Below are 25734 nucleotides of genomic sequence, written 5' to 3'. Positions count from 1 at the left end.
ATCATGAATAACCGCCGTTACGACCTATCCGACCTGAAAGCCGCCGCCGCTGGCCGCTGGCCTGAAATCCATGCCGCGCTTGGCATTCCCCGTGAATACCTTAACCCCCGCAAACATTGCCCCTGCCCCTATTGCGGCGGCAAAGACCGTTACCGCTATACCGACTATCAAGGCACGGGCGCGTTTATCTGCAACCAATGCACCCCCGACGGCGGCAGCGGATTTGACTTGCTTATGCTGGTATTTGGTTACGACTTTGCCACCGCAGCAAAAGAAACCGCCGCTTTATTGGGTTTTTCAGACGGCCAAGCAGGGCAACACCACCCCCACACAGGCGAGCTACTGCCCGCCAAAAAGATGCAGAGCCGTTTACCCGATGCCCTGAAAGGCGCAGCGGTACACCTTTTCCAACCCGACGCACAAGGCCGCCTGATTGTTGCCGAAGGCATAGAAACCGCCTTTGCCGCCCGCGCTCTTTTCGGCCTGCCCGCCGTTGCCGCCTTATCCGCTTACGGCATGGCTTCGTTTATATGGCCGTCTGAAACGCAGGAACTGTTTATTTGCGCCGACAACGACGACAAACGCACGGGCATGAAAGCCGCCCACAGCTTGGCAGTAAGAGCCATCAAGGCAGGCATCAAGGCGCGGATATGGCAGCCCAAAACAGGAAAAATCAGGAATACCATCATGAAAAACGAAACCATACACGACAACACCGCCGACACCAGCCCCGAAACCATTCAGGCCGCCGCCCTTGCCGAGTTTGAACAAGCAGAATTGCGCCCGCATTTCCAATGCACCAAAAACGGCGTTTTTTACATTGCCGTAGAAACCGACAAGCACGGCGAAGTTCACGAAAAGCCCCCGCTGAAACTGGCCGACCCAATCGAGCTTATTGGGCGCGGCACCGACGAAACGGGCAGCCATTACCGCATTATCCGCTGGCGCGATGCCGTAACCCGCCAAGCCCGCATAGAAGCCCTGCCGATGGCCGAAATCGGCGTAAACTGGCAACGCCTGCAATCACACGGCATTACAGTCATGGCAAGCCGCAGAAAACGCGAATTGCTGGCCGATTATCTGCAAACCGACGGCAGCAACGAACGCTACACCGTAACCAACCGTGCGGGCTGGTGTGCCGACAATACAGCCTATATCCTGCCCAACGGCGAAGCCATAACCGCCAAAAAACAGCCCGCCAAAGTGATTTACAACGGCGACAAATCACAGGCCGACAGCTACACCGAAAGCGGCAGCCTTGAAGATTGGCAGCAAGGCATAGCCCGCTATATGGCAGGCAACAGCCGCCTATGCTTGGCAATCGGCACCGCCCTAGCCGCCCCGCTTGCCCGCCTGCTGAATATCGAAGCGGGGGGATTCCACCTTTTCGGCGATTCACGCGACGGCAAATCAACCGCCGCCAAAGCCGCATTATCCGTATGGGGCAACCCTGAAACGCTTATGCTGACATGGACAGGCACAGGCTTAGGCTTTACCAACACCGCCGCCGCCCGCAATGACGGCTTACTGGTATTAGACGAAATCGGCCAAGCCAACGCAAAAGCCGTAGCACAAACCGCCTATTCCGTGATTAACGGCGTTTCCAAAGTACAGGGCGCAAAAGACGGCGGCAACCGAGAATTAAGCCGCTGGCGCATTTTCATGCTTTCCACAGGCGAAAAGCCCCTAAACAGCTTTCTGAAAACGGCAGGCGTAGAATGGAACGCAGGCCAAGCCGCCCGCCTGCCCGATATTCCCAGCGATGCCGGTAAAGGCTTCGGCATTTACGACACCCTGCACGGCCACGAAAAAGGCGCAGCCTTGAGCGAAGCCATTACGGATCATGCCGCCCAATACCACGGCACCGCAGGCCGCGCCCTTATCCGCCTGCTATTGGAAGGCCCTAAAGCTATCGACGAAGCCCGTGCCATAATGGCCGACTTTATGGCCATGCTGCCCGATACCGACGGCCAAAGCCGCACCGTTGCCTTACGCTTTGCCATAACTGCCGCCGCTTTGGAACTGGCCGCCAAACACGGCATTACAGGCTTAGGCGCGGGGGTAGGCATGACAGGCATCAAGCAATGTTTCGACGCATGGCACAGCCGCACAGGCACAGGCAAATATGAAGACAACCAAATCATCAAACAGGCCATAGACTTTATGCAGATTTACGCGGGTTCCATGCGCTTTACGGATTGGAACAGTGAATTTACCAACCACGACCACGCAGGCTACCGCCGCCGCGCCGAGCAAGAGAATGACGATGAATTTTGGATAATCCCCGCCGTATTTGAAAGTGAAATATCGAAAGGTTTTGAGCCGAACAAAGCTTGTAATGTACTTCACGCTATCCAATGGCTGAAACGCAACGAAAAGGGCAACCGCTGGAAGTTTCAACGCAGCGGGAAAGGGCGTTTTTATGTACTGATAGGCATAGAGCCGCCAAGCCAAGACAGCGGCAACCAAGCAGAACAATAGGCCGTCTGAAAACAGTTTGAGACATTAACATTTACTAGCAACACCAGCCCGCGCCGCTGGTGTTTTTTATGCCTGAAACCCGCCAAGCGTTTCAACGTTTCCTATCAGGAAACAATAGCCATCAAAAATGCTTTATTGTTTCATGAAAAAATTTTCGCTATAGGGAATAACCAAAAAATAGCGGTTACAGCGGTTATTACAATTAAAAACAGCCTGAAATCCTTTATTTATAAGCGTTTCAGAAGTAACCGCTAACATAAATTAACGCGGTTACAAGCGGTTACTAGCGGTTACTCGTTTAGAATCATGGGCTTATAGTGTTAAGAAGCAAGAAATAACCGCTGATACCCAGTCTATTTTCATGCAGCGGTTACAATTTATCCTTGTAATATCAATGTGTTAATCTACTTGTAACCGCGTAACCGCTGTAACCGCTATGTTTTGCATATATAGCAATGTTTTTTTAGGGCGTTTAAACAGCCGCCCGCAGGCCAAAACCCGCGAAACTTTGGCCGAAGTGTATAACTGCCACCCCGACCAACTGGCAGGCTTATAAGGCCGTCTGAAAACACAAAACACCAGCCCCGCCGCTGGTGTTTTTTATCCGTAATACGCTATTGGATTGTTTCAGGCAATATAAAGTAGTAACATAGATACAAGCCCAAAAGAAAGGAGCGCATCATGGCAGCCATCATGACGAGCAGGGAATTTAACCAACACACAGGCCGCGCCATGCGTGAAGCAGACAATGCCCCGTTAACGATAACCAACAGGGGTAAGCCCACATTGGTTTTATTGAGTTACGCCGAATATCAAAAGCTGGCAGGGAAGCCCCGAAATGCCCTAGAAGCATTAACGCCTTCCCCTGAGCTATCGGCAGAATTAGAAAAAATAGATTTTGAAATACCGCCGCGCAGCAAAGTACAACGGCGGGCAGTGGATTTTGGGGAGTAGCCGTGTATTTACTGGATACCAACATAATCAGCGAAACACGCCGCCCCAATAGAGTAAACAGCGGAGTAAAAGCATGGCTGGGGTCAACAGATGCCGCGATGCTTTACACCAGCGCAATAAACATCATGGAGCTTGAACGGGGCGTATTACGCATGGAACGCAAAGACCAAGCACAAGGGAAAGTATTGAGGGCATGGCTTGAGCAAACCGTGAAGCCCACGTTTGAAAACCGCATTTTGCCGATAGATGAAACTACCGCCGCCATTTGCGCCCGATTGCACACCCCTGACCCCACCCCCGAGAACGACGCGTGGATAGCAGCGGCGGCCATACAGCACCGCTTGATATTGGTAACGCGCAATACCGCCGACTTTACCCATACTGGCGCAAGGTTGTTTAATCCCTTTGATGCCGTCTGAAGTATCGGCAGCCTGATTCAACCCCCAAAGACCGCCCAAACAAGGGAGGCCGCGTGAATTTTTTGACCCGTAAAAGAACCAACAACCCCGCTTTGATACCATTGCCAAAGTGTTACACGCATTAGGGGTACAAATGACGTTTACGGCCAAACCACCGCAAACGGCAGAAAACCACAAAATCAGCCCAAAAACGCTTTGACTTTTGCAAGATGGGGGTACATTTGGGGGTATTTATCAAATATTAAAATAAAATATATAATCAAAACAATAAGTTAAATCTATAATTCAAGTCTCGATGTCATCTAAATATTGATGTTAAAAATACCAGCTTTCGGCTTGCCGGTTTTCTCCCCTCCAAACATCAAACCGTCACAACCCGCTACAATTCAAGCATCTCCCTCCAATCAAGGTCGTCTGAATCATGAGTTATTGCGATTTTGCCAATGCACTGCCGCTTGATACGGATAATCCGAACAAGCATTACCACGACTATGCTTACGGTTTTCCTATTATTGGCGACAATGAGCTGTTTGAACGGCTGATATTGGAAATCAACCAAGCCGGGTTGAGTTGGACGTTGATACTGAAAAAGCAGAAAGCTTTTCAGACGGCCTATTCGGGTTTTGATATTGCCACGGTTGCTGCTTATACCGAAGCCGATGTCGAGCGTTTGTTGAACGATGCGGGCATTATCCGCAACCGCTTGAAAATTCGTGCGGCGGTTTATAATGCCGGGCAGATTATGTTGTTGCAAAACGAATACGGTTCGTTTAAAAACTGGCTCGATGTGCATCACCCGCTCTGTTTGCCCGAATGGGTAAAGCTTTTCAAAAAGCATTTTAAATTTGTCGGCGGCGAAATCGTGAACGAGTTTTTGATGAGCACGGGTTATTTGAAAGGGGCGCATGCGGAACATTGCCCGATTTATGAAAAAGTATTGGCTGCCAAGCCGAAATGGGCGGAATAATTAGCTAAAAAGCGGCCTGAAAGCGCGTTATGCTTTCAGGCCGTTGTTCTAAAGTGTAAAACGAGGGAGTAAAATTAAATTAATAGTCAATGCGTGATGACAAGACGCGGCCGTTTTTGGCGTCCACAATCACGTCGTATTCTTGACCGCCTTTGGTGATTAATTCGACATCATAGTGCGCGCCGCCATGACGGCTGATATCGAAATCTACGTCTTTGATAAACGCGCCGGGAAATTTTTTCAGCGCAGCATTGGCTGCGGTTTCGTGGGTAATGTATTTACCCGGATTTTGCTGCAAGTGGTAATCGTCTTTGTCGGCCATCGCGGGTGCGGCGGCGAAAACAAAGGTAGAGGCCAATAAAGCGGCGATGGTTTTATTTCGTTTCAACATAGCAGGCATCCTTTCCAAGTGGTTGAACACACAGGGAATCCGGTTCCCTATGTTGTGTATTGTAGGCGGTGTCTGTTAGGCAAAAATTAGCCGGATAAAAAAGACGGGGTGTTGCATGATTCAGAATCGGTGTCGAAAAGCGGCGTCGGAACAAAATGTGTCGCTGCTTTTGCGATTGGCGGTCATGCTTGTCGGCCTCTCTGCTTTCCTGCAGGTTTATTCCGTGCAGGCCATCTTGCCGCTGCTGGTGCAGGATTTGGCGGCAACGGAGGTTCAGGCCGGGCTTTCGGTTGGGGCGACGGTATTGGGTGTGGCGCTGATCTCGCCGTTTATGGGTATGTTGTCGGATGCAATCGGGCGCAAAGTCTTTATTGTCAGCTCGCTCTTGTTTTTGGCGGTGCCTACTGCCCTTTTAGCCGATGCGCAGACGATTGAGCAGATGATGCTGTGGCGTTTTTTGCAGGGTGTGGCTGTGCCGGGCATTACAGTAGTGCTGATTGCCTATATCGGCGAGGAATTTGACGCTAAAACGATGACGCGGCTGATGTCGCTTTATGTAACGGGCACGGTGCTGGGCGGTTTTCTCGGGCGGTTTATTCTCGGCCATTTGAGCGAAATCATGGGCTGGCGGCAGGCGTTTTATGTGATGGCTTGTTTGACTGTTGTGAGTGCGTTTTTTGTGTGGAAGCAGCTGCCCGCATCACAACGCTTTGTGGCCAAACCGCATTTTCAGACGGCCTTACGCACTTTATCAGGCCATCTGAAAAACCGCTATGTGGTGGCGGCCTGCCTGCTTGGTGCGTGTTTGTTGTGTTCGCTGGTGGGCTGTTTTACCTATATCAATCTGCATCTCGCCGAAGAACCGTACTCGCTCGACAGCGGCAGCTTGGCCAACCTGTTTACGGTTTACTTAATCGGTATGGTGATCACGCCTTTATCGGCAAGGTTGATCAACCGCTTCGGCAGCGCGCCCACCATCATCCTCGCGGTGGCCTTGTCGGCAGCGGGCGTTATCGGCACTTTGGCCGCCCCTCTCCCTGCCGTGATCGCCGCTTTGGCCTTGATGTCGTCGGGCGTATTCATTACGCAGGCGGCGACCATCAGCTATATTGCGGCCAATGTGAAAGAAGGCCGCTCATTGGCATCGGGTCTGTATTACATGGCTTACTACGGCGGCGGCACTCTCGGCGCGTGGCTGTGCGGCTTGGCTTATCGGCATTACGGCTGGCCGGGCGTGGCCGGAGTTTTACTTTCCGTACAGGCATTCGCCTTGCTGATTACCGTGAAAGGCATGTTGAGGCCGTCTGAAAAGTAGCGGTGGCATGTTTCAGACGGCCTTAAACACAATTTGCGCCTAAGCTTTGAACTGTATATTTTCCAAACACTCTTATCTGCACCCTCCCCGCTTCTTCAGCATCACAACACGCTAACAACATTTGCTGCCGTGCACTCAAGATAACCGCCCCACTCTCTTTCTTTCGCGGGGCTTTATTCTCATGTACAGTAGCGCTGTTGTTTAAAAGACTGGTTAACATCATGAATTTCGACACTATTCTCAGCATCGCACTCGGCATCGGCTTGGCAGCCAGCGCAGGGTTCCGCGTATTTTTACCTCTGTTTGCCCTGAGCGTATCCGCCTATTTCGGCGTGTGGCCGCTAAACGAAAACTGGCAATGGCTGGCCAGCACCAACGCTTTGATTATTTTAGGCATTGCCGCCGTTACCGAATCATTAAGCTATTTAATTCCCTACATCGACAACCTGCTCGACACCATCGCCGTACCGCTTGCCGGACTGGCAGGCACCGCTGTGATGGCTTCGACCGCTGCCGATTTAAGCCCGGCGGTTACGTGGACTTTAGCCATCATTGCAGGCGGAGGCGCCGCAGCGGCCATCAAAGGCACCAACGCCGTTACCCGTGCCGCCAGCACAGCCACTACCGGCGGTTTGGCCAACCCTGTGTTTTCGATTATCGAAACCGGCATCGCCGTAATCATGAGCCTCTTGAGCCTGTTTCTGCCCATCTTGGCTGTGTTTGTCGTTTTGATGGTGGCATTTTGGCTGTATCGGAAATACACACGCTACCAACGCAGTCGGGAGCACATTGCCGGTTGATACGCGGCAGCCGATAAAAAGAATGCAAAAGGCCGTCTGAAAAAACTTTCTGATGAGTTAAAATAATGCTTTCAGATTGTTCAGACGGCCTTAAACAATGAGTACAGACACTCAGAAAAACTACATCACGCCCACAGGTTGGCAAGCTTTGAAAGACGAACTGTACAACCTCGTCAACAAAGAACGCCCCGAAATCGTGCAGATCGTGAACTGGGCAGCCGGCAACGGCGACCGCAGCGAAAACGGCGACTATCTTTACGGCAAACGCCGCATGCGCGAAATAGACCGCCGCATCCGCTTTCTGACCAAGCGCTTGGAAGCCGCCCAAGTGGTTGACCCCGAAACCCGCGAAGCAACGGATCAGGTGTTTTTCGGCGCCACTGTCGAACTGCTGCGCGGAGACGGCAGCGAACAAATCGTCAAAATTGTCGGCATTGATGAAATCGACACGGCCAAAAACAAAATCTCATGGATTTCCCCGCTGGCCCGCTGCCTGATCAAAGCTCGAGAAGGCGATGAAGTGGTACTAAACGGCCCCGAAGGCCGCGAAGTGATTGAGATTCTTTCCGTTGAATATGTACGGATCGAATAAACGGCAAAGCTGCATAATCTTAATAAACGCCATACCAAAGGCCGTCTGAAAATTTTCAGACGGCCTTTGGTATATGTAATACGAAATAATCAAACCAAGCGTCGTACTACGCTTGATTGCCGGAAACCCAACTGATTTGCTCTTTCAACTTAACGCTCAATACAGCCGGGTTTCCAACGGTTTGCCGCAAAGATTTACAGTAAGAAAATCAGCGCCACCGTTACGGCGATAATGCCGTAGATAAACATCGGAATCACAGTTTTCTTAATAATTTCACCTTCTTTGTTTTGCACGTTCAATACCGTACACACGGCGATGATGTTGTTGATACACACCATGTTACCCATCGCACCGCCCACGGATTGAAGCGCCAAAATCAGGGTTACGGACAATCCGGTATCCAAAGCGATTTGCTGCTGAATCGGGCCGAATGTCAGGTTGGATACCGTGTTGGAACCGGAGAAGAACGCACCGATTGCACCCAAGTAAGGCGCAAAATAGACCCAATGCTCGCCGGCCATTGCTGCAAATTCCGTACCGATGGTTTTCACCATAGATGAATCGCCGCCGACCATCATCAATTTCACCATCACCAGCGCGCCCATCAAAGCGAGCAAAGGTTTTTTGGTTTGATTGAAAGTCGCCACATAGAATGCTTTGGCATCGGCAAATTTAATGCGGTAGAACCAAATAGCGATCAAGACTGTAATCACAAACGGAATCCACGCCGGAACATACAGGGTTTGGTAACGGTCGTTTACCGCTTCGCCCAAAATGTTTTTAAACACCAAAGTCAGAGAACGGGTTAACTCGAAGTCGAAAATACCCATCGGAATGTTGAACAGCGGTCTGGTATCGGTCAGCAAACCTTTAATACCCAATTGCTTGATACGGGTAATCACCAAGAAGCCGATCAGCATGCCCAAAGGCGCCAACGCTTTCGCCACAACGGCGATAGGCAGTTTTTCAGCATTCGGGTCTTTCGGATAATCTTTGCTCAAACCGATGCCTTTGTTGGCCACAGCCACAGAAATCAGCAAGCCGATGGCACCGCCTACCAATGCGGGGAATTCTTCATTAACCGCCGCCAGCAACACATAAGGAATGGTACACGACATCACGCTGATGGCGATAAACACGAAGTTTTTACGGATTTCCTGCCAAGAAGTGATGAAGCTCAAACCAATTAAAGGAATGATGAAAGCGGCGAAGAAGTGGATCAAGCCGGTTTGACGGCCGATAGACATAATGTCTGCATGCTCCAGATTCAGCGGCGCGAAACCAAACCAAGTCGGCGTACCTACCGCACCGAACGATACCGGCACGGAGTTCATCACCAAAGTGAAAATAGCCACACGCAGCGGGTTGAAGCCCAAACTCATCAAAATCGGCGCGGCAATCGCAGCCGGCGTACCAAAGCCGCTGGCGCCCTCAATCATAAATGCAAACGCCCAACCGATAATCATCAACTGAGCCACCGGATTCGGGTTGATATTGCCCAACCACTTGCGGATCACTTCGATACAGCCCGCGGTTTCCATCATGCGGTTAAACATAATCGCACCGAAAATCACGGTAATCGGCGTCAATGTAGAAATCAGACCTGAAATCACATTGGCGTTCAACAGCATAAAGCTGTTGTTGAAGTAGGTAATCTGTAAAACGTAAATCAGCGCGGCAGTTAACGGTAATGCAATATAAGACGGCATACCGTTTTTCTTAACCATCAGCCAAATCAGCAATACGATAGGGAAAATGCTGAGAAATAAAGCCATTTTTTCCATCCTCTGAGGCGAAATTTATTTTAGTGTCGTATACCGGATGAACCCGATACATTAAAAGAACCGGCAAAGCTGCCAATGCAGGCTTTATCGCGGTTCATAAAGGGCAGTACAAAAACGTCTGCCCGGTTTTCTCACCATCTGATTCAGACGGCCTTATCAAGCATCTTTGTTTTCACAACACAGGTCTTGCTAAAGCCGCTGTTTCAAATCGCTTGAATAGTTGCTATTTGCTGTTCTGACGGCGCTCGGCCACCATTTCATGCAGCGTTTTCGCGGCGGGTTTGAGCGGAATGCGGTTTTGCGTCCAACCGAACTGATTGCTCGGCGTGAGCGAACGGAATTTCGTCGCCGCCCAACCGAATGCACGATAAACCTTGTTGCCGCTGAAAATGCCGTTAAACGTACGCCATGCAATCTGTTCGCCCAAATTGTGCGAAGCGCCTTGCCCCTTAATCGGGTTCGGTACTTTCTCGTTGGGCGAGCGTTGCGCTTCGGTTCTCAAGCGCATCAGCAACTCGGGAATCGGAATGCGCACGGGGCATACTTCGGCACACGCACCGCACAAAGAAGATGCCGTGGGCAAATCTTTGGTGGATTCCAAGCCCAGCAAGTGCGGTGAAATGATTTCACCGATGGGGCCGGGATAAGTGGTGCCGTAAGCGGCACCGCCGATGCGGGTATATACCGGACAGTGGTTCATACACGCACCGCAACGGATACATTGCAGGGTTTTGCGCATCTGTTCGTCGGCATACGCTTGGCTGCGGCCGTTATCCAACAACACCAAGTGCATTTCCTGCGGACCGTCCAACTCGGCGCTGCGGCGCGGGCCGGTGATCATGTTGAAATAAGTGGTGATGTTCTGGCCGATGGCGCTGCGCGGCAACAGGCTGTACAACGGCGGAATGTCCGACAGTTTGGCCACGACTTTTTCAATGCCGGTAATGGCAATGTGCACAGGCGGCACGGTGGTGGTCAAACGACCGTTACCTTCGTTTTCTACCAAGCACAGCGTACCGGTTTCGGCAACGGCGAAGTTCACGCCGCTCAAGCCTACGTCGGCGGTACGGTAAATATCACGCAAGGCGCGGCGGGCAATGCCCGTGAGTTCGTCCACATCGTCGGTAAGCGGGGTGTTCAGGTTATTGTGGAACAGTTCGCTTACCTGTTCTTTGGTTTTGTGAATCGCCGGCATCACAATATGGGTGGGCTTTTCACCGGCCATCTGAACGATATATTCGCCCAAATCGCTTTCCACGGCGCGCATGCCGTGGTCTTCCAAATAATGGTTCAGCTCGATTTCTTCGCTGACCATAGATTTGCCTTTGACCATCAAGCTGCCGTTTTTCGCGGCAATAATGCCGTGAATGATTTGGCACGCTTCGTCGGGCGTTTCGGCCCAATGCACTTTCACACCCAGCTCGGTGAGTTTGCGCTCCAGCTGCTCCAACAATTCGGGCAAGCGCGACAGAGAGCGTTGGCGGATATGTTCGGACAATGTACGCAGCGCTTGCAGCTCGTATTCGTCGGACAATACGTTTTTACGTTTTGTCATCAACATATCCATGGCCGTACGCAGGCTTTTACGCAACGGGGCATCCGCCAGCGCGCCGACGGCATTCTGCTTGAAAGTTTCCGGTTTCGGATGGAAATGTATGGTTTGTGTGTTCATAGTGGTTTTGTTTTTCTATGCCCGTTTCAGACGGCCTGAAACGGGCGTATTGTGTTACTCGTCCAAATCAGACGGATCAATGTGTTCGGGCAATACGGCCAACACCACCATATCGCGCGGGCCGTGGGCGCCGTATGCCAAGGTAAGCTGGATATCGGCGGTTTTAGACGGGCCGGAAACCAGCACCACATTGGTCGGCATACCTTCGGCCATCCGCTCGCCCTGCATTGCACTGTAAAAATCGTTATACATTTTGGTCGTGTCAAACAGGCAGATATGCACGGGCGGCACCAAACTTTGGCTGCGCGGCTGTTCTTCAGACGGCCACAGCATCAATGTGCCGGTTTGGGCGATACCGCAGCGGACATCGGTAAAGCCGGCATCAATATTGTTGAAAAAGCTGTCTTTCCAATCTTCAATCGGGCGGTCGAACGCTTTGACCTCGATACCGGCCGTCTGAACGGCTTGTGCGGCTTCTTGGCCGTGCTCAGTCTTCAAAGGCAGCAAAATATTGCGCAAGCCTTTTTCTGCTGCCACTTTAAGCAAAGTTTGCACCCAATCGTGACGGCGCACCCAATAAATCTCAGTTTTGACCGCGCGCATGGTTTTCGCCCAATGTTTCAGACGGCCTTCTTCGCTGTCCCAATGCGGCGACATTTCTTCGTAATAAGCCTCGGTATCAGGCTCCTGCATCGGCGTGGCGGCGGCTTTGCGCAGCTTGGCTAAAATATTGTCGCGTGCGTTGCTCATACTTTGCCTCCCGTGCGCTCAAGCAAAAACGTTGCGATATGCTTGGGCTTGGGCATGCCCGGCTCGTCTTTGGCGATTTTGCCGCCGATGTTCAACATACAGCCCGCATCGGCGCTGATGATTTCCACGGCTTCGGTTTCTTTAAGAGCGGCCACTTTATCGCTGACCATCGCACCCGAAATATCAGGATGCTTCACGGAGAACGTACCGCCGAAACCGCAGCATTCGCTTTCATGCCCGTGCACAACGCGCTCGACATTGGCCAATTTATCCACCAACGCCCAGCCGGACACATGCACATTCATTTCACGACGTGCGGAGCAGGAAGTATGCACCGCTACTTTGGCGGGTTCGCCTTTATCTTGCGGTTCATAACCTATAGACAGCAGAAAATGGGTAAATTCCACCACCCTGCCGGCAATCTCGTTGGCCTGACGCTCGTAAATGCTACCCTTAAACAAAGTAGGCCAATGGTGTTTCATCATGCCGCCGCAAGAGCCGGAAGGCACAACCACCGGCCACGGTTTAGGGAAGAGGTTAAGCTGCGCTTTCGCCACTTCGAAAGAATCTTTCGGATGGCCGGAAGAAAAAGCAGGTTGTCCGCAGCAGCTTTGCTCCATCGGGAAATGAACGCGGATGCCTTGCTGTTCGATCAAGGTAATCGCATCCATGCCTGCTTCGGGCATAAAAATATCCAGCAAACAGGTGCCGAAAAAGTAAATATCGGTTGGTTTACCGCCTGAAACGGCGGTTGAGGTAGTGTTGTGGTTCATTTTGATTTTGATATTTTTGGTATTTTGGTTAATTGGTCTGACCAATTTGTGAATTTTGTTCTACTTTACGTAATGCTGTGTAGGCGGTCAAGTAGCAATAAAAAAATAAATGAACTGCATTGCTTGGAAATTTCCATCGCCAATAAAAGGTTTACGGTACAATGCTTCGGCAGCCTATGCGGCACTATTTCAGCCGCCCAACAATTCAATAATAAATAAATGTTTTGGATAACATTCGAAAATACATAGCTTTCACAGCCGTCTTGATTCAACCACCCAAAAAATAATTCAGGTATGAATATGCAGCCGAATACCAGCGCTACGGTCAGACTACCCGGAATAGGCGCACAGATTGCTTCTATTTTGGAGGAACGGATTTTACAAAACGTGTATCCAATTGGCAGCAAATTACCCCCCGAACGCGTGCTGGCGGAAGAGTTCGGCGTATCGCGCCAATCGTTGCGTTCGGCGTTGCGCATTTTATCGGTTCGCGGCATGCTGCAAACCCGGCAGGGCGACGGGCATTATGTTTCCGGCCGCATCGAAAAAAACTTCCAATACGGCTGGGAAGACTTAATCGATAAAAACGAAAGCATGGAAAGCGAAGTACTGGATTTTCGCCGCAATATCGAAGGTATGTTGGCCGCTTTGGCTGCACAGCGCCGCACCGAAGCGGATTTGGCACGGATGCGCAGCTGGCTCGACAAACTGCGAGAAGCCTATGCCCAAAACAATCTCGACCTTCAATCCGCCGCCGATGTCGGTTTCCATCAAGCCGTAGCCGAAGCTGCGCATAATATTATGTTCACGCGCCTTTCAGACGGCCTGCTGCGCCTGCTGACCGGGCAAACCAAGCGCAACCTCGCCAATATGTTCGGCGTGCCGGATATCCACAGGCAGTTGACGGCGCAGCACGAAGCCATCTTCAAAGCCATCAAACAACAAAACGCCGCTGAAGCCATGCAGGCCGCGCACCGGCATTTGGATTATGTGCAAAACAGCTTGAACTTCCGCCGCGAACAGCAACTGCGCGAAAGCGTTTCCCTTGCCCAAGCCGCCGGCGATGCCCGCAAACCCGGTTTTAAATAGTTTGAAGATTGGCGGAATGCTTTTAAGAAGCGCGGGTAACATACCGGCCATATTCTTATAAACGATGTGCTAAACGATTCGAGGCCGTCTGAAATTTCCCTCATGATTTCAGACGGCCTCGAATCATTTATATCAACACGCTAATGTCATGTAATGTAAATATCGCTTTTCTGTTTCAAACTCCCGCCCGAATCGTTTAAAATCAAACCTTTTCTCCACACACCAAGAAAGACTGCCCTATGACCTTCCAGCGCACGCTTACCCTGACGCTTACTGCCATTACCGCAGCCGTTCTGACCGCCTGTTCGTCGCAAGAGCAGCCCGTAGAGCCTATTCGTGACGGAGCGCGTCCGTCTGCACGCGCCGCTGAAACGCCGACGAAAATCTTGGCCGACTACCAGTTGTACCAAAGCGCACTGGATGCCGCTAAAAAAGATGACGACTTTCTGCCCGAACAGTTTCTGAATCAGGTGTCCGCCCACAGCGCGATGGCCGAAGAAGTGCGTAACGAATGGTTGAAGAGCTTGGGCAAGCGCGGTGCGTGGCAGCAATTCAACCAACAATATGCCAAGCTCGACAAAGCCGGACGCTCTCAAGAAGCGCAATGTTATTCCGAATTGAGCAGCAGCCAATTCAACGGTTTGGCAGTCGAATTGGTTAAAGAAATCAAACGTCTGCCGCAAGGATGTACCCGCTTGGTGGAAAGTGCCGCCTCGGCAGGCCGTCTGAATAATCAAGAAGCTTGGCGGCGTGTGCGCGGTTTGATCAGCAACAATCAGATTACCGACGCCCGCAACCTTGCCGCCGCACTCGGCAGCCCGTTTGACGGCGGCGGACAAGGTGCACAAGAAGCCCTTTTAGTCGGCATCATCGGCAACACCGCCCAAAAAAATCCTGCTTCGGCTTCCCTGCTCGAAAGCATGTCGGGCAGTCTCACCCGCGAACAAAGCGGCTACGCTTGGGGCGTGCTTGGCCACGTTCAGGCACTGCGCCAAAACATGTCCACCGCCCTCAACTATTTCAACCGCGCCGACCGCAGCCAATTGAGCAACGAGCAGTTTGAATGGTACGCACGCGCCGCCCTGCGTCTGCAACGCTGGAGCGAACTGGCGAACATCATCGAAGCCATGCCCGCCAAGCTGCAACAAGACCCGACTTGGCAGTACTGGCTTGCCCGCAGTTATGCCGCACAAGGCGACCGTTCGCGCGCCAACAATCTGTATGAAAAAGCCGCCGCATCGGGCCGCAACTTCTATGCCGTATTGTCGGGCGAAGAACTCGGCCGCCGCGTCAGCACGCGCAACAATGTCGGCGAGGCTTCCAAAAGCGACGTTAAACAACTTGCCCGCGACGGCGCCATCGACCGCGCTTTAACGCTGTTCAAAGCCAGCCAAAGCAGCGGCGATTGGAAAATGCGCCGCCAAGCACAGGCGGAATGGCGTTTCGCCACACGCGGTGCGGATGAAAATCTGTTGCTCACGGCAGCCCAGCTGGCGTTTGACCATCAGTTTTACGAAATGGCCATCAACAGCGCAGACCGCACCAACACCAAACTGAACTACAACCTGCGCTACATTTCGCCGTTTAAAGACATCACCACCCGCTATGCGTCGGAAGTCGGCATCGATCCCGCTTGGGTGTACGGCCTTATCCGCCAAGAAAGCCGGTTTATGCTCGGCGCGCAATCCAGCGTCGGCGCACAAGGTTTGATGCAGGTGATGCCCGCTACCGCCCGCGAAATTGCCGGCAAAATCGGTATGAGCAGCAGCGAGCTGTACACCATGAACGGCAATATCCGCATGGGCACTTGGTACATGGCCGATGCCAAGCGCCGCCTTCAAAACAATGAAGTGATGGCCACGGCAGGCTACAACGCCGGCCCCGGCCGCGCGCGCAACTGGCAATCGTCTTCCCCGCTCGAAGGCGCGATTTACGCCGAGACGATTCCGTTCAACGAAACCCGCGATTATGTGAAAAAAGTCATGACCAACGCCACCTACTACGCCAGCCTGTTCAACGAACCGCACACTTCGCTGAAACAGCGCATGGGTACGGTGCCGGGGCGTCAGTAAGCCTGTTTGTTGCAAACTGATTGACTGACTATCGCATCCATAAAGATAGAGGCCGTCTGAAAAACAGTTTTCAGACGGCCTCAAATCCAAACCAACCCGCTTCAAGCAGATAATAGAAAGAATATCATGCTAGGTGCAGCTACCGGCGACATTGTCGGCTCCCGTTTCGAGTTCGACAATCACAAACACACCGACTTCGAACTCTTCACGCCCGACTGCGGTTTTACCGACGATACGGTCTGCACGGCCGTCGTGGCAGATTGGGTGCTGGGCGGATGCCGTGCCGACCTAGCGGCGCTGATGCAGCAATGGTGCCGCCGCTATCCCACACCCCGCGGCGCTTACGGCACATCGTTTCAACGCTGGATTCACCAAAACCCGCCCGAGCCTTACGGAAGCTGGGGAAACGGCTCCGCCATGCGCGTTTCGGCTGTCGGCTGGGCATTCGATACCTTAGAAGAAACCCTCGCCCATGCACGCGCTTCCGCCGCGATTACGCATAACCACCCCGAAGGCATCAAAGGCGCCGAAGCTGTGGCCGCCGCGATTTTTTGGAGCCGCAACGGTTACGACAAAGCATTCATCAAACAAAACATCAGCCGGATGTTTGGCTACTCCCTGAATTTGAACTGCGACAACATCCGCCCCAACTACACGTTTGATTCAAGCTGCGCCGGTTCGGTGCCGCAAGCCTTAACCGCTTTTTTCGACAGCAGCAGCTTCGAACACGCCGTGCGCCTCGCCGTATCTTTAGGCGGCGACAGCGATACTTTGGCGGCGATTGCCGGCAGCATTGCCGAAGCATACTACCGCGATATCCCGCCTTTTATCCATGAACAGGCTCTCAGCCGGCTACCGCCCGATATTGCCGAAGTATTATTAAGCGTGCCGACGTGAAATACCGCCCAAACTTATTCAGTTTCACGGCGATAAGCTATAATGCACGCCGTTTCCCATTGACACATTAAGTTCAAAGTTACCGCCATGAAGCCCTTTATCCTACCCGACACCCGCCCCTACCCCACCGATCCGGTAAAAAACAGCCTGCTTACTTACGCCGCCCAAATCGCCGGCAGCACATCACCCGCCCAACGCAAACTCTCTGCCGAATCCCTGCAAGCCGAAATCTATATGATGTTGCAGCAAAACCATTATCTCGGCCTGTCTGTTGCCATGAGCATGGCCCCCGACACGGAAAGCTACCGTGCGCTGTTCAACAGTTTGGACGACACCCTGCAAGCCAAATCCGATGATGAAATCCAATGGTTTGCCTTGCCGGTGGTATTGGTTGCCGGCTGCAACCAAGCCCAAACGCTGCCTCTCGACACGCCGGCGGTAGAACTGTGCGCCTGCTTGGCCGATTATCCCCACCTGCGCGAACTGATCCATGCCACTTGGCTGCCCAAGCTCGTGCGTTCTTCCGACTTGGCCGCCATCAACGCGGGCAAATGGTTTGCCGCCAAGCAAAACGAAGCCGCCGCCCAAGCACTTGCCGCACAACTGCCCCAAGCCGATTTAGACATTCCGCAAAACCAATCGGTACACGTCGTTTTCGCCTTGGGTTACGGCAAAAAAAGTCTTCAGACGGCCTTAAACCCCAATCTGGGCGATGCCGCCCTACCCTTGATGCAGGTATGGCAAACCAGCCTGACACGCCCCGGCCTGACCCTGTTTGCCAATCCTTTGGCTCCCGCCTCCCCGCTACAAGCCCTAACCGAAGGCACCCACATGCGTACACGCATGGCGATGGACGTGTTCGCCGCCAACGCCATCCGCGCCATCCGCCTGCAAAGCCCGCGCGTGGGCGTTGTTATGGCCGCACAGCAAGGCGGAAAAATCCTGTTCGGTTTCAACGCCACCGACAGCGCGTTCGAACTGGCCAACCAAGTTTTTACCTGGCCGCTTTCTCCCGCCGACCGCATCGCAATCATTCAGCAAAACTTTTTAGACCTGATGGTAGAGTGCCAAGTAGAAAACATCCGCCTGCTGCACGAAGCCCTGCCGGAAGATGCCGAACTGCCCACCTACGCCCAAGCATTGAACCTGCCGGGGCATAACCCCTTATTTACCGAACAGACTTCATCATGAGCACCTACCGCATCCTGTTCGTCTGCCTCGGCAACATCTGCCGCTCGCCCATGGCCGAATACGTTTTCCGCCATCAAGCCCGCGAAGCAGGCGTTGCCAAACGCATCATCACCTCCAGCTCCGGCACGTCCGGCTGGCACAACGGCGAAAACATGCACGCAGGCACGTTGAAAAAACTCAAGCAGCAAGGCATAGATCCGTCGGGTTTTACCAGCAGCCAAGTCGCCCCAAGCGATGCCGAACATTACGATTTCATCATCGCCATGGACGACAACAATCTCGCCGAGCTAACCCGGCTGTTCGGCACACGTCCCGAACAAATATTCAAACTCACCGACCTCATCCCCGAAAGCGGATACAACCATGTGCCCGATCCGTGGTACACCGGCGATTTTGACGAAACCTTCCGCTTAGTCTCTTTAGGTAGCCAAGCCCTGCTGAAAAAACTCAATCTCATTGCTTGAAGCGATTCAACTTTGATCAAGCCGCCGTATAAAGAATAGGCCGTCTGAAAATGTGTTTCAGACGGCCTCCATTCATAAAATAACGGTAAACGCCTGCTTTTCATATCTCAATCCGCATCTGCATAAACCTGCCCCACGCCACCGTACCGCCTATCCATCTTCAATATAAAAACCAACATTTTCAATCATTAAGCATAAAACCAAGTATTTCACTCAACAATATTAAAAATTAATTCACAATAAAAACATAGTGTTAAAAAATATATCACTAATAATAACAATTATCATTTGCAAAAGAAGTTTTTTTCCGTATAATGCACATCAACGGTTCAGCACACCAACCGATACAGAAAGCAGAAAAAAATGCCTGAAAGTATTTTTAAGCAGATTTCTCTCGACCTTCTGAGACTGCATCAAAAAGCCGTGCACTCGCTACTGGCCACACAATGCAGCGGTTGCCCTGAAATCCACAACGCGGTGTTTATCACACTCAACGGCAGATATTACCTTTGGCTTGATCACAACCCGCAAAACGAACCGGATACAGGTATTTTGCTGATAGAAACCGAAGATGCGTCCACACGCCTCAGCTGGGTAGCCTCGGCAAGAACCGTGAAACAAAAAGACAGTTTGCACCAACGCGTTACCGCCGCATTGCAAAGACGCCTCAGCGCAACCAAAGATACATTTATTCAAGCTGCAAACAACTGCCTGCTAGAGCTGACTCCTCAACAAGGCCGCCTCACCACAGCAGACAATCGAGATTTTACGCTTTCGCCTTCCGATCTGATGAAGGCTTTATATCCGGCAAAACGAACAATAGAAGAGTTTGCCGTGTAACAAGTTTTGGTAGTGGTTTGTGTTCCTTTTGCGCCCCCTAGTGGGGCGGTTTTTTTGGCTGTTTAAACCTGATTTCCCATAACCGCCGGCCTCTTTGATACCGGCTTTCAAGATCAGCCCAATTATTTTCAGACGGCCTCATCAAGAAAACTGCTCTACCCCACGATTGGCCAACCCGTCGGCCCGCTCATTTTCCGCATGGCCCGCATGCCCTTTAACCCAAGTCCAATGAACATCATGTTGGTTCACCAGCCTATCCAGCTCGCGCCATAAATCCTCATTTTTTACCGGCTGCTTCGAGGCCGTTTTCCAGCCGTTTTTTTTCCAGCCGTGGATCCAATTTTCCATCCCGTTTTTCACATATTGCGAATCGGTACAAATCTGCACGCGGCAACGGCGTTTCAATGCTTTCAAGCCCTCTATCACGGCGGTCAGCTCCATACGGTTGTTGGTCGTCTCTTTCTCGCCGCCGAACAACTCCTTTTCGTGCCCGCCATAACGCATCAACACACCCCAGCCGCCCACACCGGGATTGCCCTTACACGCACCGTCGGTATAAAGATAAACCGTTTTTTCCATAACCATCCGCTTCATTTACCATGAGGCCGTCTGAAAACTTTTCAGACGGCCTGCTACCATCAAAACACAACACGCTGCTTAGCGCTGCGACAGCTTAGCTTCTCTCACCTTTGCTGCCAACCACAAGGCCGCCACCACGCCGCAAACATCGGCCGACACATCGGCCAAACTACCCTCCCGCGTAGTTGTCCATACCGCTTGCGCCACTTCGCTGCCCACGGCAAAAAACAAAGCAAAAGCCAACAGCGTTTTATAAGGAATCGGCTTGTTTGCCACAATAAAAGCTTTGGCACACAACCAAGTTTGGGCAAAAAAGAGGCCGAAATGCGCCACCTTGTCGAAATGGCGAAACGGCGGAGCGCCTCCCGCGTCGCGCAACAGTAAAAAATAGATACCGGCCAAAAACCACAACACGGCAAACATCGTATAACGATTGGCAGGCAGCTTAATCATCAGCACTCCTCATCCAGCCAAGTTTGACATTGCGCGGCCAAACGGGCAAACTTACCGCCGCGTTTCTGCAAAACATCGCGCCAAGCCTCAACCTCCTCCTTGCCCGGCGCCTCATCAAGGCTGCATTCGTACAAAAAGAAATCCAAAGTTTCCGCAACCGCAGCCGGCGTTTCCGTGCTTATCCATTCCAAAAGTGGCGACATGATTCACAATCAATATTCAAAAAAGGGGATTTTAATCGGTTTAAACGGAATTTTGCAGCCTCGCTTTCAAGAAAGCGGCCGGCTTATTGTGCCGTTTTTCGCTTTATGTTCGATTAAGAACAAAACAACACACAAACAAACCGTTTCATGATAACCCGTTTCAATACGACTGAAACAATACAACGAAAAATAGATAAAAAAATGCACACAATCTTGCGATTGTGTGCCAAGTCTACAAAGGAGAAATAGAGGAGAAACTATCAGCTGACTACTCAAATCAGCCAACGGGGCGAATTATGCCCAAGGCTTCCTGCCGCGTCAATATTTTTATGTATATTATTTACCTATCCGGTTATTAAAATAATTTATGAAGCTTTGTTTCAGCCATAGCATCTTTTTTCGCAATGGCTACGCATTTCATTTTGAACAAAAAATTATTCGTGTGATTTCGTGTTCGCAAAAGAAACAAAAAGGCGCTCAATCCAAATCGAGCTTATCGGCATCTTAAACGGCAAACACAACAGATAAAAAAAACCACATCAATGCCGCAGTGCCCTACTCTACCGAACAGTTATTTTTGCCAACACAACTTTTCCGCTTCGATGCCGTTCACATAAAAATTAAAGTAAGTGTTTATTTTCCCAAAATAAAATATAAGAAAAACCAGATATAAAAAGCATTAAAGCAAAAAAAATGCGCATATCCGTGAGGGTATGCGCCAAGTCTACAAAGGAGAAATAGAGGAGAAAACATCAAGCTGCTCAAAGCAACCTGATGGTTCGCATTATGCCCAGCTCCATAATTGAAGTCAAACATATTTTCAAAATATGGTTCTTTGTGGGCTAAAAAACAACAAATATGATTCGTTTCATGTTCGATTATGTTCTTTTATTCCCAATATTATTCCCAATGTATTCTTCAACAAGCCCAAGCTCACAGCCGTTTTGCCAACTGCCCCGCCGCTTCCGCCCGCTCGCGCCGGCTTTGCTCCGGCAAATGCGTATTCAAGGAAGACCACTTCGGCTGGCTTCTGGCTTTATTCAATTCAGACGGCAGTTTGGAAGGCTGCCACGGCGTTTTGCCGCTCAGCATCTGAATCTGGGCTTGTGCCGCATGGCCGCGTTTTTGCAGCGCGTTCAGCAAATCCAAAGCGCGGGCGGCCAATAATGTGATGGTTTCGGGGTCGATATGCAGCGTTTGGATACCGGATAATTTGTCGCTGATGGTTTGCATATTCGGCAGCACACCGCCGAGCACGCCGCCGATGGCCGTGCCCAAACCGAGCGAACCGCCCAGCGTTACCATGTCCACGCCCAAGCCGATTAACGCGCCCGTGGCCGCGCCCGTGCCGGTGCGGATGCCGTATTCTTTGAGCAAATCCGCGTCAAACGGGTCTTGGCGGAATTCTTTCAACGCCCATTCGTCCGTGTCGATTTCGCTGTGGTAAAAACGGTAGGTTTGGAACAACTGCTGCTGAAGCTGGCGCTCCAACTGGCGCACGGCGGCCTGCATGGTTTGCAATACCGGCTCGGGATTGTCGTCTTCGTCGATTTCCTGTTTATACGCAGCAACATCAAGCAGAAAATGGGCGATATCGTGTTTGGCATCGCTGTCGAGCTTCTGCCATTCGCGGCGGCGCATCCCCATCAGGCGGTCGAGCGTATCGCGTTCGGGCAACATGGTGGCAAGGTTGTCCCACAAGCGGATTTCGCCTTCAAAATCAAAGGCAACGGTATCGAACCCGCTGTAAACATGCAGCCCGCGCCGTGCCAGCATGGTTGTCCATTCGCTTAAATCCTGCCCTTCGATAAAGTTGAATACGGGCATCACGGGTTTGGCGCACCACGAAAGCACGGTCAGCTCGTCTTTATATTTGTTCAACACCGGCTCGCGCACATCCACCACATACAAAGCCATATCGCTCTGCAAAAGCTGGCGCAGCACTTTGGCTTCCTGATTGAAATCGCCCGCCGCTTCGGGGCTGTCGAGAAACTGCTGCAAACGCTCGATGCCGTCTGAACGGCCGGAAGTATTGGCTTCCAACCAATCCAACACACCGCCCGCATCTTCCAAACCGGGCGTGTCGTAGAGGTAAACCAGCGTATTGCTGCCGTCGCTAATCGCCGCCTCTTCCACATGGCGCGTGGTGGCTGGCGCGTTTTTAACTTCGCCGAACTGACTGTCGCGCAGCAAGGTACGCAGCAGAGAGGTTTTACCGGTGTTGGTGTGGCCGACAACGGCTAGGGATAGGGGATTTTGCATGACAAGCTTACATTGAATTAACAGCCCGCATTTTAGGCTGCACGCGTTGTACCGACAAGGCATTCACATCAATGTGAAAGTATGAATGCCGGTCCACATGGGATTGACGGCTGTTTTTTGAATATTTTTAGATTTATACAATCCCATCAAATATATTCATAAAATTAGGCCGTCTAAAATAAATCCTGCTTATTTCAGACGGCCTAATTTTGCCAAATCGCGCTGTAACAATTCTTCTAAAGGCAATTCCAGCGCATCCGCAATCCGCCCCATGATATCAATCGACACCGCTCTGCTGCCCCGTTCTATTTCGCAAATATAGGTTTTGCTGATTCCTGCTTCAAATGCCAATTCTTCTTGGGAGATTTCCCTCAAGCGGCGGACTTGGCGCATGTTTTGTGCAAAAACCAAGCGGTACGGGTGTGGGTTGTTCTGTTTTTCCATTTAACAGAGTATGGAAAAACCCGACTGCCCAAACAATTAATTATAATGGTATATTTTTCAACTATAATTGAATTTTATTAAATTTTAATTTATATTTATTTTTCCTTTTCAGGAGATTATTCAACCCAATAATTAATATTAAGGAGACGATGAATGTACGCAAATAACGGTAACAATCCCAACTGGCCGAGCAAAACAGGTAATCCTTCGGGTGGCGGCAGAGGAAATAATCCGCCTTCCGGCCAAGGCGGTTCTAACAAAAAGTAATATCTTTCTTTCAATTAAATTGCGATGAAAACCATGAAAATTATTCTTTCTTGTTGTGTCTTAGCTGTCTTAGTTTCAGCGTGCGGTTCTCCCCGACAATTACAACCATACCGTTATTGGTTTAAAGAAGGGGTATCCCAAGAAGCAACCGCAGATCAAATAGGTCATTGCCGCCATGAGGTTAGAGCCAGCGATTTATCCCGCGAACAGGCTGCCAAATTAATTGGATACTGTATGCGCGCTAAAGGTTATATTGTTATGACAGGCTACCGTTAACCTATTCGCCAATCAAACAATAAGCCGTCTGAAAATGAATATCAGACGGCTTTTATTTTTCAGACGGCCTCCCGCTCCAACCGCTCCCGCTGGCTAACCCCAGCAGGATCCAACCACGGCAAACTGCGTTCGGTTAGGGCTGCGTGCCATTGGCTTAAATAGTCTTCGAGGCCGTCTGAAAAGTCTTTTTCCACCAGCAACTGCACCACTGCTCCGCCTTGTGCGGCTTCGGCCAGAGCAGTGATTTGGCGCAGGATGCCGCGGTCGGGCACGCTGCGGGCGCGGATGCCGATCAGCAGTTGTGCGGGCTGTGTCTGCAATTCGTTTTTTAAGACGGCCACGGCATCGCGGCTGTCGGCGGTGCCTTTGTCGAGCCAGTCTTGGCCTAAGATGTGTTTGAACCATGTTTTGTCGGGCCATTCGGCATCGAGCATCACGGCCCATTTGGGGGATTGGTTGAGGCTGATTTTGGGGGCGACGGCGGTAACGGTTTCGCTTTGGGTGTCGGCATCGACGACGCGCTGCTGCCATTGTTGGATGATTTGTTGGTAATAGGGTTTTTCAAGCGGCAGCGGGCTTTGGGTGCGGCGGGAAAGGATTTTGCACACGAGCCATGCGGCGAAGCGCGGCAGCAGACCGTAGCAGATGATGCTGCCGATTAAGAGGCCGCCCCATTGTCGGGAGGCGGTGATGTCGTTGTTCAGACGGCTGTTTAAGACGGCCTCGGTATCGGGCACGGGAAAGCCGAGTTTGGCGGGCAGCCATGATAAAACCTGCACGGCTTTGACGAAGGTGCCGTCGCTCAACAGGGTGCTTTCCCAATTGAAGGTGTATTGGCGCACGGTGAGCAGCAGCACGACGGCGGAGAGCATGCCGAGCAGGGTCGCCAGCCACAAGCGGTGGGTGGTTTGGCCGATCAGCCAGCGGGTGGCGGGTTTGCTCCATTCATCGCTATACAGGCGCAGGATGGCTTGGTTGACAGGGTCTTTGCCGCGTATCCACATGGCGGGATTGGCGAAAAAGCCGTTGGGTTTGAAGCGCATGCCTACGGCGGCAAGCCACACCAGCAGCATCAGGGTGTGCAAACCGAGTACGCCTGCCAATACGAAAAAGAAGTTCAGCCCCGATTGCTGCATCAGGGTAACGGTACCGGCAAATCCGCTCACCAGCCAAAACACGGTAGCCGCCAGCAGCAGCCATGCAAACAGGCTGCGGACGCGGGCGAGGCTGTCTTGCAGCTTGTGGTCGCTGTCGATCATTTCGGCGCGGCGGTTGAGTTTGGTTTCGGGATTGCCGTCGGCGTGGCGCAGGGCTTCGGTGATGGGTTGCGGGTCGGCAGGGAAAATATAGCTGCGTTCCTGAAGCAGGCGCACGAGTTCGGTAAGCTGGCGGTGTGGGTTGAGCATTATCGGGATGAGGCCGTCTGAAAATAAAACGTTATTCTAACATAGGCTTGTTTTCAGACGGCCTCGGCAGCTTTGGGGAAAGAGGATGAAAAGGCAAAGGCGGTTTTTCTAGACCAACAAACCATTCGGGCCGTTGCGTTAACAAAATCGGCAACTATTCTTAAGTATTCGCGCCGACAATCAACCCATTGAGGCCGTCTGAAAATGTTTTAGCGAAACCCGCCAAGTTCGTTTTAGCCAAACCCGCCAAGCTCGTTTTAGCGAAACCCGCCAAGCTCGTTTTAGCGAAACCCGCCAAGCTCGTTTTAGCGAAACCCGCAAAGCTCGTTTTAGCGAAGCTCACAAGTTCGCTTTCAGACGGCCTTATGGTCAATGCCGTATAAATTTAGTATG

The 25734-nt window shown here is 51.6% G+C and carries 26 protein-coding genes; 15 read left to right on the top strand and 11 right to left on the bottom strand.

Annotated elements, in window-relative coordinates:
* Positions 1 to 3: 3 nt before the first annotated feature.
* From LVJ85_RS04475 to LVJ85_RS04460, 4 genes are all read left to right on the top strand, one after another.
* Entirely contained in the window at positions 4 to 2481 is a 2478-nt protein-coding gene (locus LVJ85_RS04475) for a TOPRIM and DUF927 domain-containing protein (RefSeq protein WP_244741827.1), read from the top strand.
* Between the two features lie 681 nt (positions 2482 to 3162).
* Positions 3163 to 3435 carry a type II toxin-antitoxin system prevent-host-death family antitoxin gene (locus tag LVJ85_RS04470; RefSeq protein ID WP_244741824.1) on the top strand — a complete coding sequence of 91 codons (273 nt, stop codon included), beginning with the start codon at positions 3163 to 3165 and terminating at the stop codon, positions 3433 to 3435.
* A 2-nt stretch (positions 3436 to 3437) separates the two neighbouring features.
* On the top strand, positions 3438 to 3854 hold the full coding sequence (locus LVJ85_RS04465; protein ID WP_107875214.1) for a type II toxin-antitoxin system VapC family toxin: 417 nt from the start codon (positions 3438 to 3440) through the stop codon (positions 3852 to 3854).
* A gap of 421 nt (positions 3855 to 4275) precedes the next feature.
* Entirely contained in the window at positions 4276 to 4821 is a 546-nt protein-coding gene (locus LVJ85_RS04460; RefSeq protein ID WP_244741821.1) for a DNA-3-methyladenine glycosylase I, read from the top strand.
* A 79-nt stretch (positions 4822 to 4900) separates the two neighbouring features.
* On the opposite strand, the gene LVJ85_RS04455 is transcribed toward LVJ85_RS04460, so the two are convergent.
* Positions 4901 to 5212: a PepSY domain-containing protein gene (locus tag LVJ85_RS04455; protein WP_085363839.1), complete on the bottom strand. Its 312-nt coding sequence runs from the start codon at positions 5210 to 5212 to the stop codon at positions 4901 to 4903.
* A gap of 157 nt (positions 5213 to 5369) precedes the next feature.
* Between LVJ85_RS04455 and LVJ85_RS04450 the strand changes: the two genes are divergently transcribed.
* The 3 genes from LVJ85_RS04450 (at position 5370) to greB (ending at position 7919) form a co-directional block, all read left to right on the top strand.
* Positions 5370 to 6527: an MFS transporter gene (locus LVJ85_RS04450; RefSeq protein ID WP_244741819.1), complete on the top strand. Its 1158-nt coding sequence runs from the start codon at positions 5370 to 5372 to the stop codon at positions 6525 to 6527.
* A gap of 221 nt (positions 6528 to 6748) precedes the next feature.
* On the top strand, positions 6749 to 7327 hold the full coding sequence (locus LVJ85_RS04445; protein WP_244741815.1) for a DUF4126 domain-containing protein: 579 nt from the start codon (positions 6749 to 6751) through the stop codon (positions 7325 to 7327).
* A gap of 97 nt (positions 7328 to 7424) precedes the next feature.
* Positions 7425 to 7919, top strand: coding sequence for a transcription elongation factor GreB (gene greB, locus LVJ85_RS04440; protein WP_085363842.1), 495 nt, complete (start codon positions 7425 to 7427; stop codon positions 7917 to 7919).
* Positions 7920 to 8113: 194 nt separating this feature from the next.
* On the opposite strand, the gene LVJ85_RS04435 is transcribed toward greB, so the two are convergent.
* The 4 genes from LVJ85_RS04435 to LVJ85_RS04420 form a co-directional block, all read right to left on the bottom strand.
* Complete coding sequence (locus LVJ85_RS04435; RefSeq protein ID WP_244741812.1) at positions 8114 to 9694, bottom strand: L-lactate permease; 1581 nt, start codon at positions 9692 to 9694, stop codon at positions 8114 to 8116.
* A 232-nt stretch (positions 9695 to 9926) separates the two neighbouring features.
* Entirely contained in the window at positions 9927 to 11375 is a 1449-nt protein-coding gene (locus tag LVJ85_RS04430; RefSeq protein ID WP_244741809.1) for a LutB/LldF family L-lactate oxidation iron-sulfur protein, read from the bottom strand.
* Positions 11376 to 11429: 54 nt separating this feature from the next.
* Entirely contained in the window at positions 11430 to 12125 is a 696-nt protein-coding gene (locus LVJ85_RS04425) for a lactate utilization protein C (protein WP_244741807.1), read from the bottom strand.
* The gene (locus tag LVJ85_RS04420; RefSeq protein ID WP_244741803.1) at positions 12122 to 12898 is read right to left on the bottom strand and encodes a (Fe-S)-binding protein; all 777 of its coding nucleotides are present in this window, start codon (positions 12896 to 12898) and stop codon (positions 12122 to 12124) included. Before LVJ85_RS04420 ends, LVJ85_RS04425 begins: the two co-directional genes overlap by 4 nt.
* Positions 12899 to 13198: 300 nt before the next feature.
* Here LVJ85_RS04420 and LVJ85_RS04415 point away from each other — a divergent pair, with 300 nt between their 5' ends.
* The 6 genes from LVJ85_RS04415 to LVJ85_RS04390 all read left to right on the top strand — a co-directional run bounded on the left by LVJ85_RS04415 (position 13199) and on the right by LVJ85_RS04390 (position 19451).
* Positions 13199 to 13987 (top strand): FadR/GntR family transcriptional regulator, encoded by a 789-nt coding sequence (locus LVJ85_RS04415; RefSeq protein WP_244741800.1) that lies wholly within the window; start codon positions 13199 to 13201, stop codon positions 13985 to 13987.
* A gap of 239 nt (positions 13988 to 14226) precedes the next feature.
* Positions 14227 to 16059, top strand: a complete 1833-nt coding sequence (locus LVJ85_RS04410; RefSeq protein ID WP_244741797.1) for a lytic transglycosylase domain-containing protein — start codon at positions 14227 to 14229, stop codon at positions 16057 to 16059.
* Positions 16060 to 16185: 126 nt separating this feature from the next.
* Positions 16186 to 16956, top strand: a complete 771-nt coding sequence (locus LVJ85_RS04405; protein WP_244741794.1) for an ADP-ribosylglycohydrolase family protein — start codon at positions 16186 to 16188, stop codon at positions 16954 to 16956.
* Between the two features lie 87 nt (positions 16957 to 17043).
* Positions 17044 to 18147 (top strand): conjugal transfer protein, encoded by a 1104-nt coding sequence (locus tag LVJ85_RS04400; RefSeq protein WP_244741791.1) that lies wholly within the window; start codon positions 17044 to 17046, stop codon positions 18145 to 18147.
* Positions 18144 to 18611 (top strand): low molecular weight protein-tyrosine-phosphatase, encoded by a 468-nt coding sequence (locus LVJ85_RS04395; protein ID WP_244741788.1) that lies wholly within the window; start codon positions 18144 to 18146, stop codon positions 18609 to 18611. The genes LVJ85_RS04400 and LVJ85_RS04395 overlap by 4 nt, the downstream gene beginning before the upstream one ends.
* A 363-nt stretch (positions 18612 to 18974) precedes the next feature.
* Positions 18975 to 19451 (top strand): hypothetical protein, encoded by a 477-nt coding sequence (locus tag LVJ85_RS04390; protein ID WP_085363850.1) that lies wholly within the window; start codon positions 18975 to 18977, stop codon positions 19449 to 19451.
* 141 nt (positions 19452 to 19592) lie between these two features.
* On the opposite strand, the gene rnhA is transcribed toward LVJ85_RS04390, so the two are convergent.
* From rnhA to LVJ85_RS04365, 5 genes are all read right to left on the bottom strand, one after another.
* Positions 19593 to 20030, bottom strand: coding sequence for a ribonuclease HI (rnhA, locus tag LVJ85_RS04385; RefSeq protein ID WP_244741786.1), 438 nt, complete (start codon positions 20028 to 20030; stop codon positions 19593 to 19595).
* Positions 20031 to 20108: 78 nt separating this feature from the next.
* Positions 20109 to 20483, bottom strand: a complete 375-nt coding sequence (locus LVJ85_RS04380; protein ID WP_370686933.1) for a VanZ family protein — start codon at positions 20481 to 20483, stop codon at positions 20109 to 20111.
* Complete coding sequence (locus LVJ85_RS04375; protein ID WP_085363852.1) at positions 20483 to 20686, bottom strand: dioxygenase; 204 nt, start codon at positions 20684 to 20686, stop codon at positions 20483 to 20485. Before LVJ85_RS04375 ends, LVJ85_RS04380 begins: the two co-directional genes overlap by 1 nt.
* A gap of 933 nt (positions 20687 to 21619) precedes the next feature.
* Positions 21620 to 22948: a DUF3482 domain-containing protein gene (locus LVJ85_RS04370; protein WP_244741783.1), complete on the bottom strand. Its 1329-nt coding sequence runs from the start codon at positions 22946 to 22948 to the stop codon at positions 21620 to 21622.
* Between the two features lie 189 nt (positions 22949 to 23137).
* Positions 23138 to 23392, bottom strand: a complete 255-nt coding sequence (locus tag LVJ85_RS04365) for a helix-turn-helix domain-containing protein (RefSeq protein ID WP_004282923.1) — start codon at positions 23390 to 23392, stop codon at positions 23138 to 23140.
* Between the two features lie 291 nt (positions 23393 to 23683).
* On the opposite strand from LVJ85_RS04365, the gene LVJ85_RS04360 reads away from it, so the two are divergent.
* Entirely contained in the window at positions 23684 to 23935 is a 252-nt protein-coding gene (locus LVJ85_RS04360; RefSeq protein ID WP_244741780.1) for a hypothetical protein, read from the top strand.
* 59 nt (positions 23936 to 23994) lie between these two features.
* On the opposite strand, the gene LVJ85_RS04355 is transcribed toward LVJ85_RS04360, so the two are convergent.
* A complete protein-coding gene (locus tag LVJ85_RS04355; RefSeq protein ID WP_244741777.1) occupies positions 23995 to 25341 on the bottom strand; it encodes a DUF2868 domain-containing protein in 1347 nt (448 codons plus the stop codon).
* Between the two features lie 188 nt (positions 25342 to 25529).
* Between LVJ85_RS04355 and LVJ85_RS04350 the strand changes: the two genes are divergently transcribed.
* Complete coding sequence (locus LVJ85_RS04350) at positions 25530 to 25724, top strand: hypothetical protein (protein WP_244741773.1); 195 nt, start codon at positions 25530 to 25532, stop codon at positions 25722 to 25724.
* The last annotated feature ends 10 nt before the right edge of the window (positions 25725 to 25734 follow it).

This window comes from Neisseria sp. Dent CA1/247 (assembly GCF_022870825.1).
GTDB classification, from domain to species: Bacteria; Pseudomonadota; Gammaproteobacteria; order Burkholderiales; family Neisseriaceae; genus Neisseria; species Neisseria zoodegmatis.
Note: the sequence above shows the minus strand (reverse complement) of the source record. Positions and strands in the feature narration are given on the sequence as shown.

Bases quoted from the DNA above. Each gene is read 5' to 3' on its own strand.
- LVJ85_RS04475 (WP_244741827.1), top strand. From the start codon at position 4: ATGAATAACCGCCGTTACGACCTATCCGACCTGAAAGCCGCCGCCGCT.
- LVJ85_RS04470 (WP_244741824.1), top strand. From the start codon at position 3,163: ATGGCAGCCATCATGACGAGCAGGGAATTTAACCAACACACAGGCCGC.
- LVJ85_RS04460 (WP_244741821.1), top strand. From the start codon at position 4,276: ATGAGTTATTGCGATTTTGCCAATGCACTGCCGCTTGATACGGATAAT.
- LVJ85_RS04455 (WP_085363839.1), bottom strand. From the start codon at position 5,212: ATGTTGAAACGAAATAAAACCATCGCCGCTTTATTGGCCTCTACCTTT.
- LVJ85_RS04445 (WP_244741815.1), top strand. From the start codon at position 6,749: ATGAATTTCGACACTATTCTCAGCATCGCACTCGGCATCGGCTTGGCA.
- greB (WP_085363842.1), top strand. From the start codon at position 7,425: ATGAGTACAGACACTCAGAAAAACTACATCACGCCCACAGGTTGGCAA.
- LVJ85_RS04435 (WP_244741812.1), bottom strand. From the start codon at position 9,694: ATGGCTTTATTTCTCAGCATTTTCCCTATCGTATTGCTGATTTGGCTG.
- LVJ85_RS04430 (WP_244741809.1), bottom strand. From the start codon at position 11,375: ATGAACACACAAACCATACATTTCCATCCGAAACCGGAAACTTTCAAG.
- LVJ85_RS04425 (WP_244741807.1), bottom strand. From the start codon at position 12,125: ATGAGCAACGCACGCGACAATATTTTAGCCAAGCTGCGCAAAGCCGCC.
- LVJ85_RS04420 (WP_244741803.1), bottom strand. From the start codon at position 12,898: ATGAACCACAACACTACCTCAACCGCCGTTTCAGGCGGTAAACCAACC.
- LVJ85_RS04415 (WP_244741800.1), top strand. From the start codon at position 13,199: ATGCAGCCGAATACCAGCGCTACGGTCAGACTACCCGGAATAGGCGCA.
- LVJ85_RS04410 (WP_244741797.1), top strand. From the start codon at position 14,227: ATGACCTTCCAGCGCACGCTTACCCTGACGCTTACTGCCATTACCGCA.
- LVJ85_RS04405 (WP_244741794.1), top strand. From the start codon at position 16,186: ATGCTAGGTGCAGCTACCGGCGACATTGTCGGCTCCCGTTTCGAGTTC.
- LVJ85_RS04400 (WP_244741791.1), top strand. From the start codon at position 17,044: ATGAAGCCCTTTATCCTACCCGACACCCGCCCCTACCCCACCGATCCG.
- LVJ85_RS04395 (WP_244741788.1), top strand. From the start codon at position 18,144: ATGAGCACCTACCGCATCCTGTTCGTCTGCCTCGGCAACATCTGCCGC.
- LVJ85_RS04390 (WP_085363850.1), top strand. From the start codon at position 18,975: ATGCCTGAAAGTATTTTTAAGCAGATTTCTCTCGACCTTCTGAGACTG.
- rnhA (WP_244741786.1), bottom strand. From the start codon at position 20,030: ATGGAAAAAACGGTTTATCTTTATACCGACGGTGCGTGTAAGGGCAAT.
- LVJ85_RS04380 (WP_370686933.1), bottom strand. From the start codon at position 20,483: ATGATTAAGCTGCCTGCCAATCGTTATACGATGTTTGCCGTGTTGTGG.
- LVJ85_RS04375 (WP_085363852.1), bottom strand. From the start codon at position 20,686: ATGTCGCCACTTTTGGAATGGATAAGCACGGAAACGCCGGCTGCGGTT.
- LVJ85_RS04370 (WP_244741783.1), bottom strand. From the start codon at position 22,948: ATGCAAAATCCCCTATCCCTAGCCGTTGTCGGCCACACCAACACCGGT.
- LVJ85_RS04365 (WP_004282923.1), bottom strand. From the start codon at position 23,392: ATGGAAAAACAGAACAACCCACACCCGTACCGCTTGGTTTTTGCACAA.
- LVJ85_RS04360 (WP_244741780.1), top strand. From the start codon at position 23,684: ATGAAAACCATGAAAATTATTCTTTCTTGTTGTGTCTTAGCTGTCTTA.
- LVJ85_RS04355 (WP_244741777.1), bottom strand. From the start codon at position 25,341: ATGCTCAACCCACACCGCCAGCTTACCGAACTCGTGCGCCTGCTTCAG.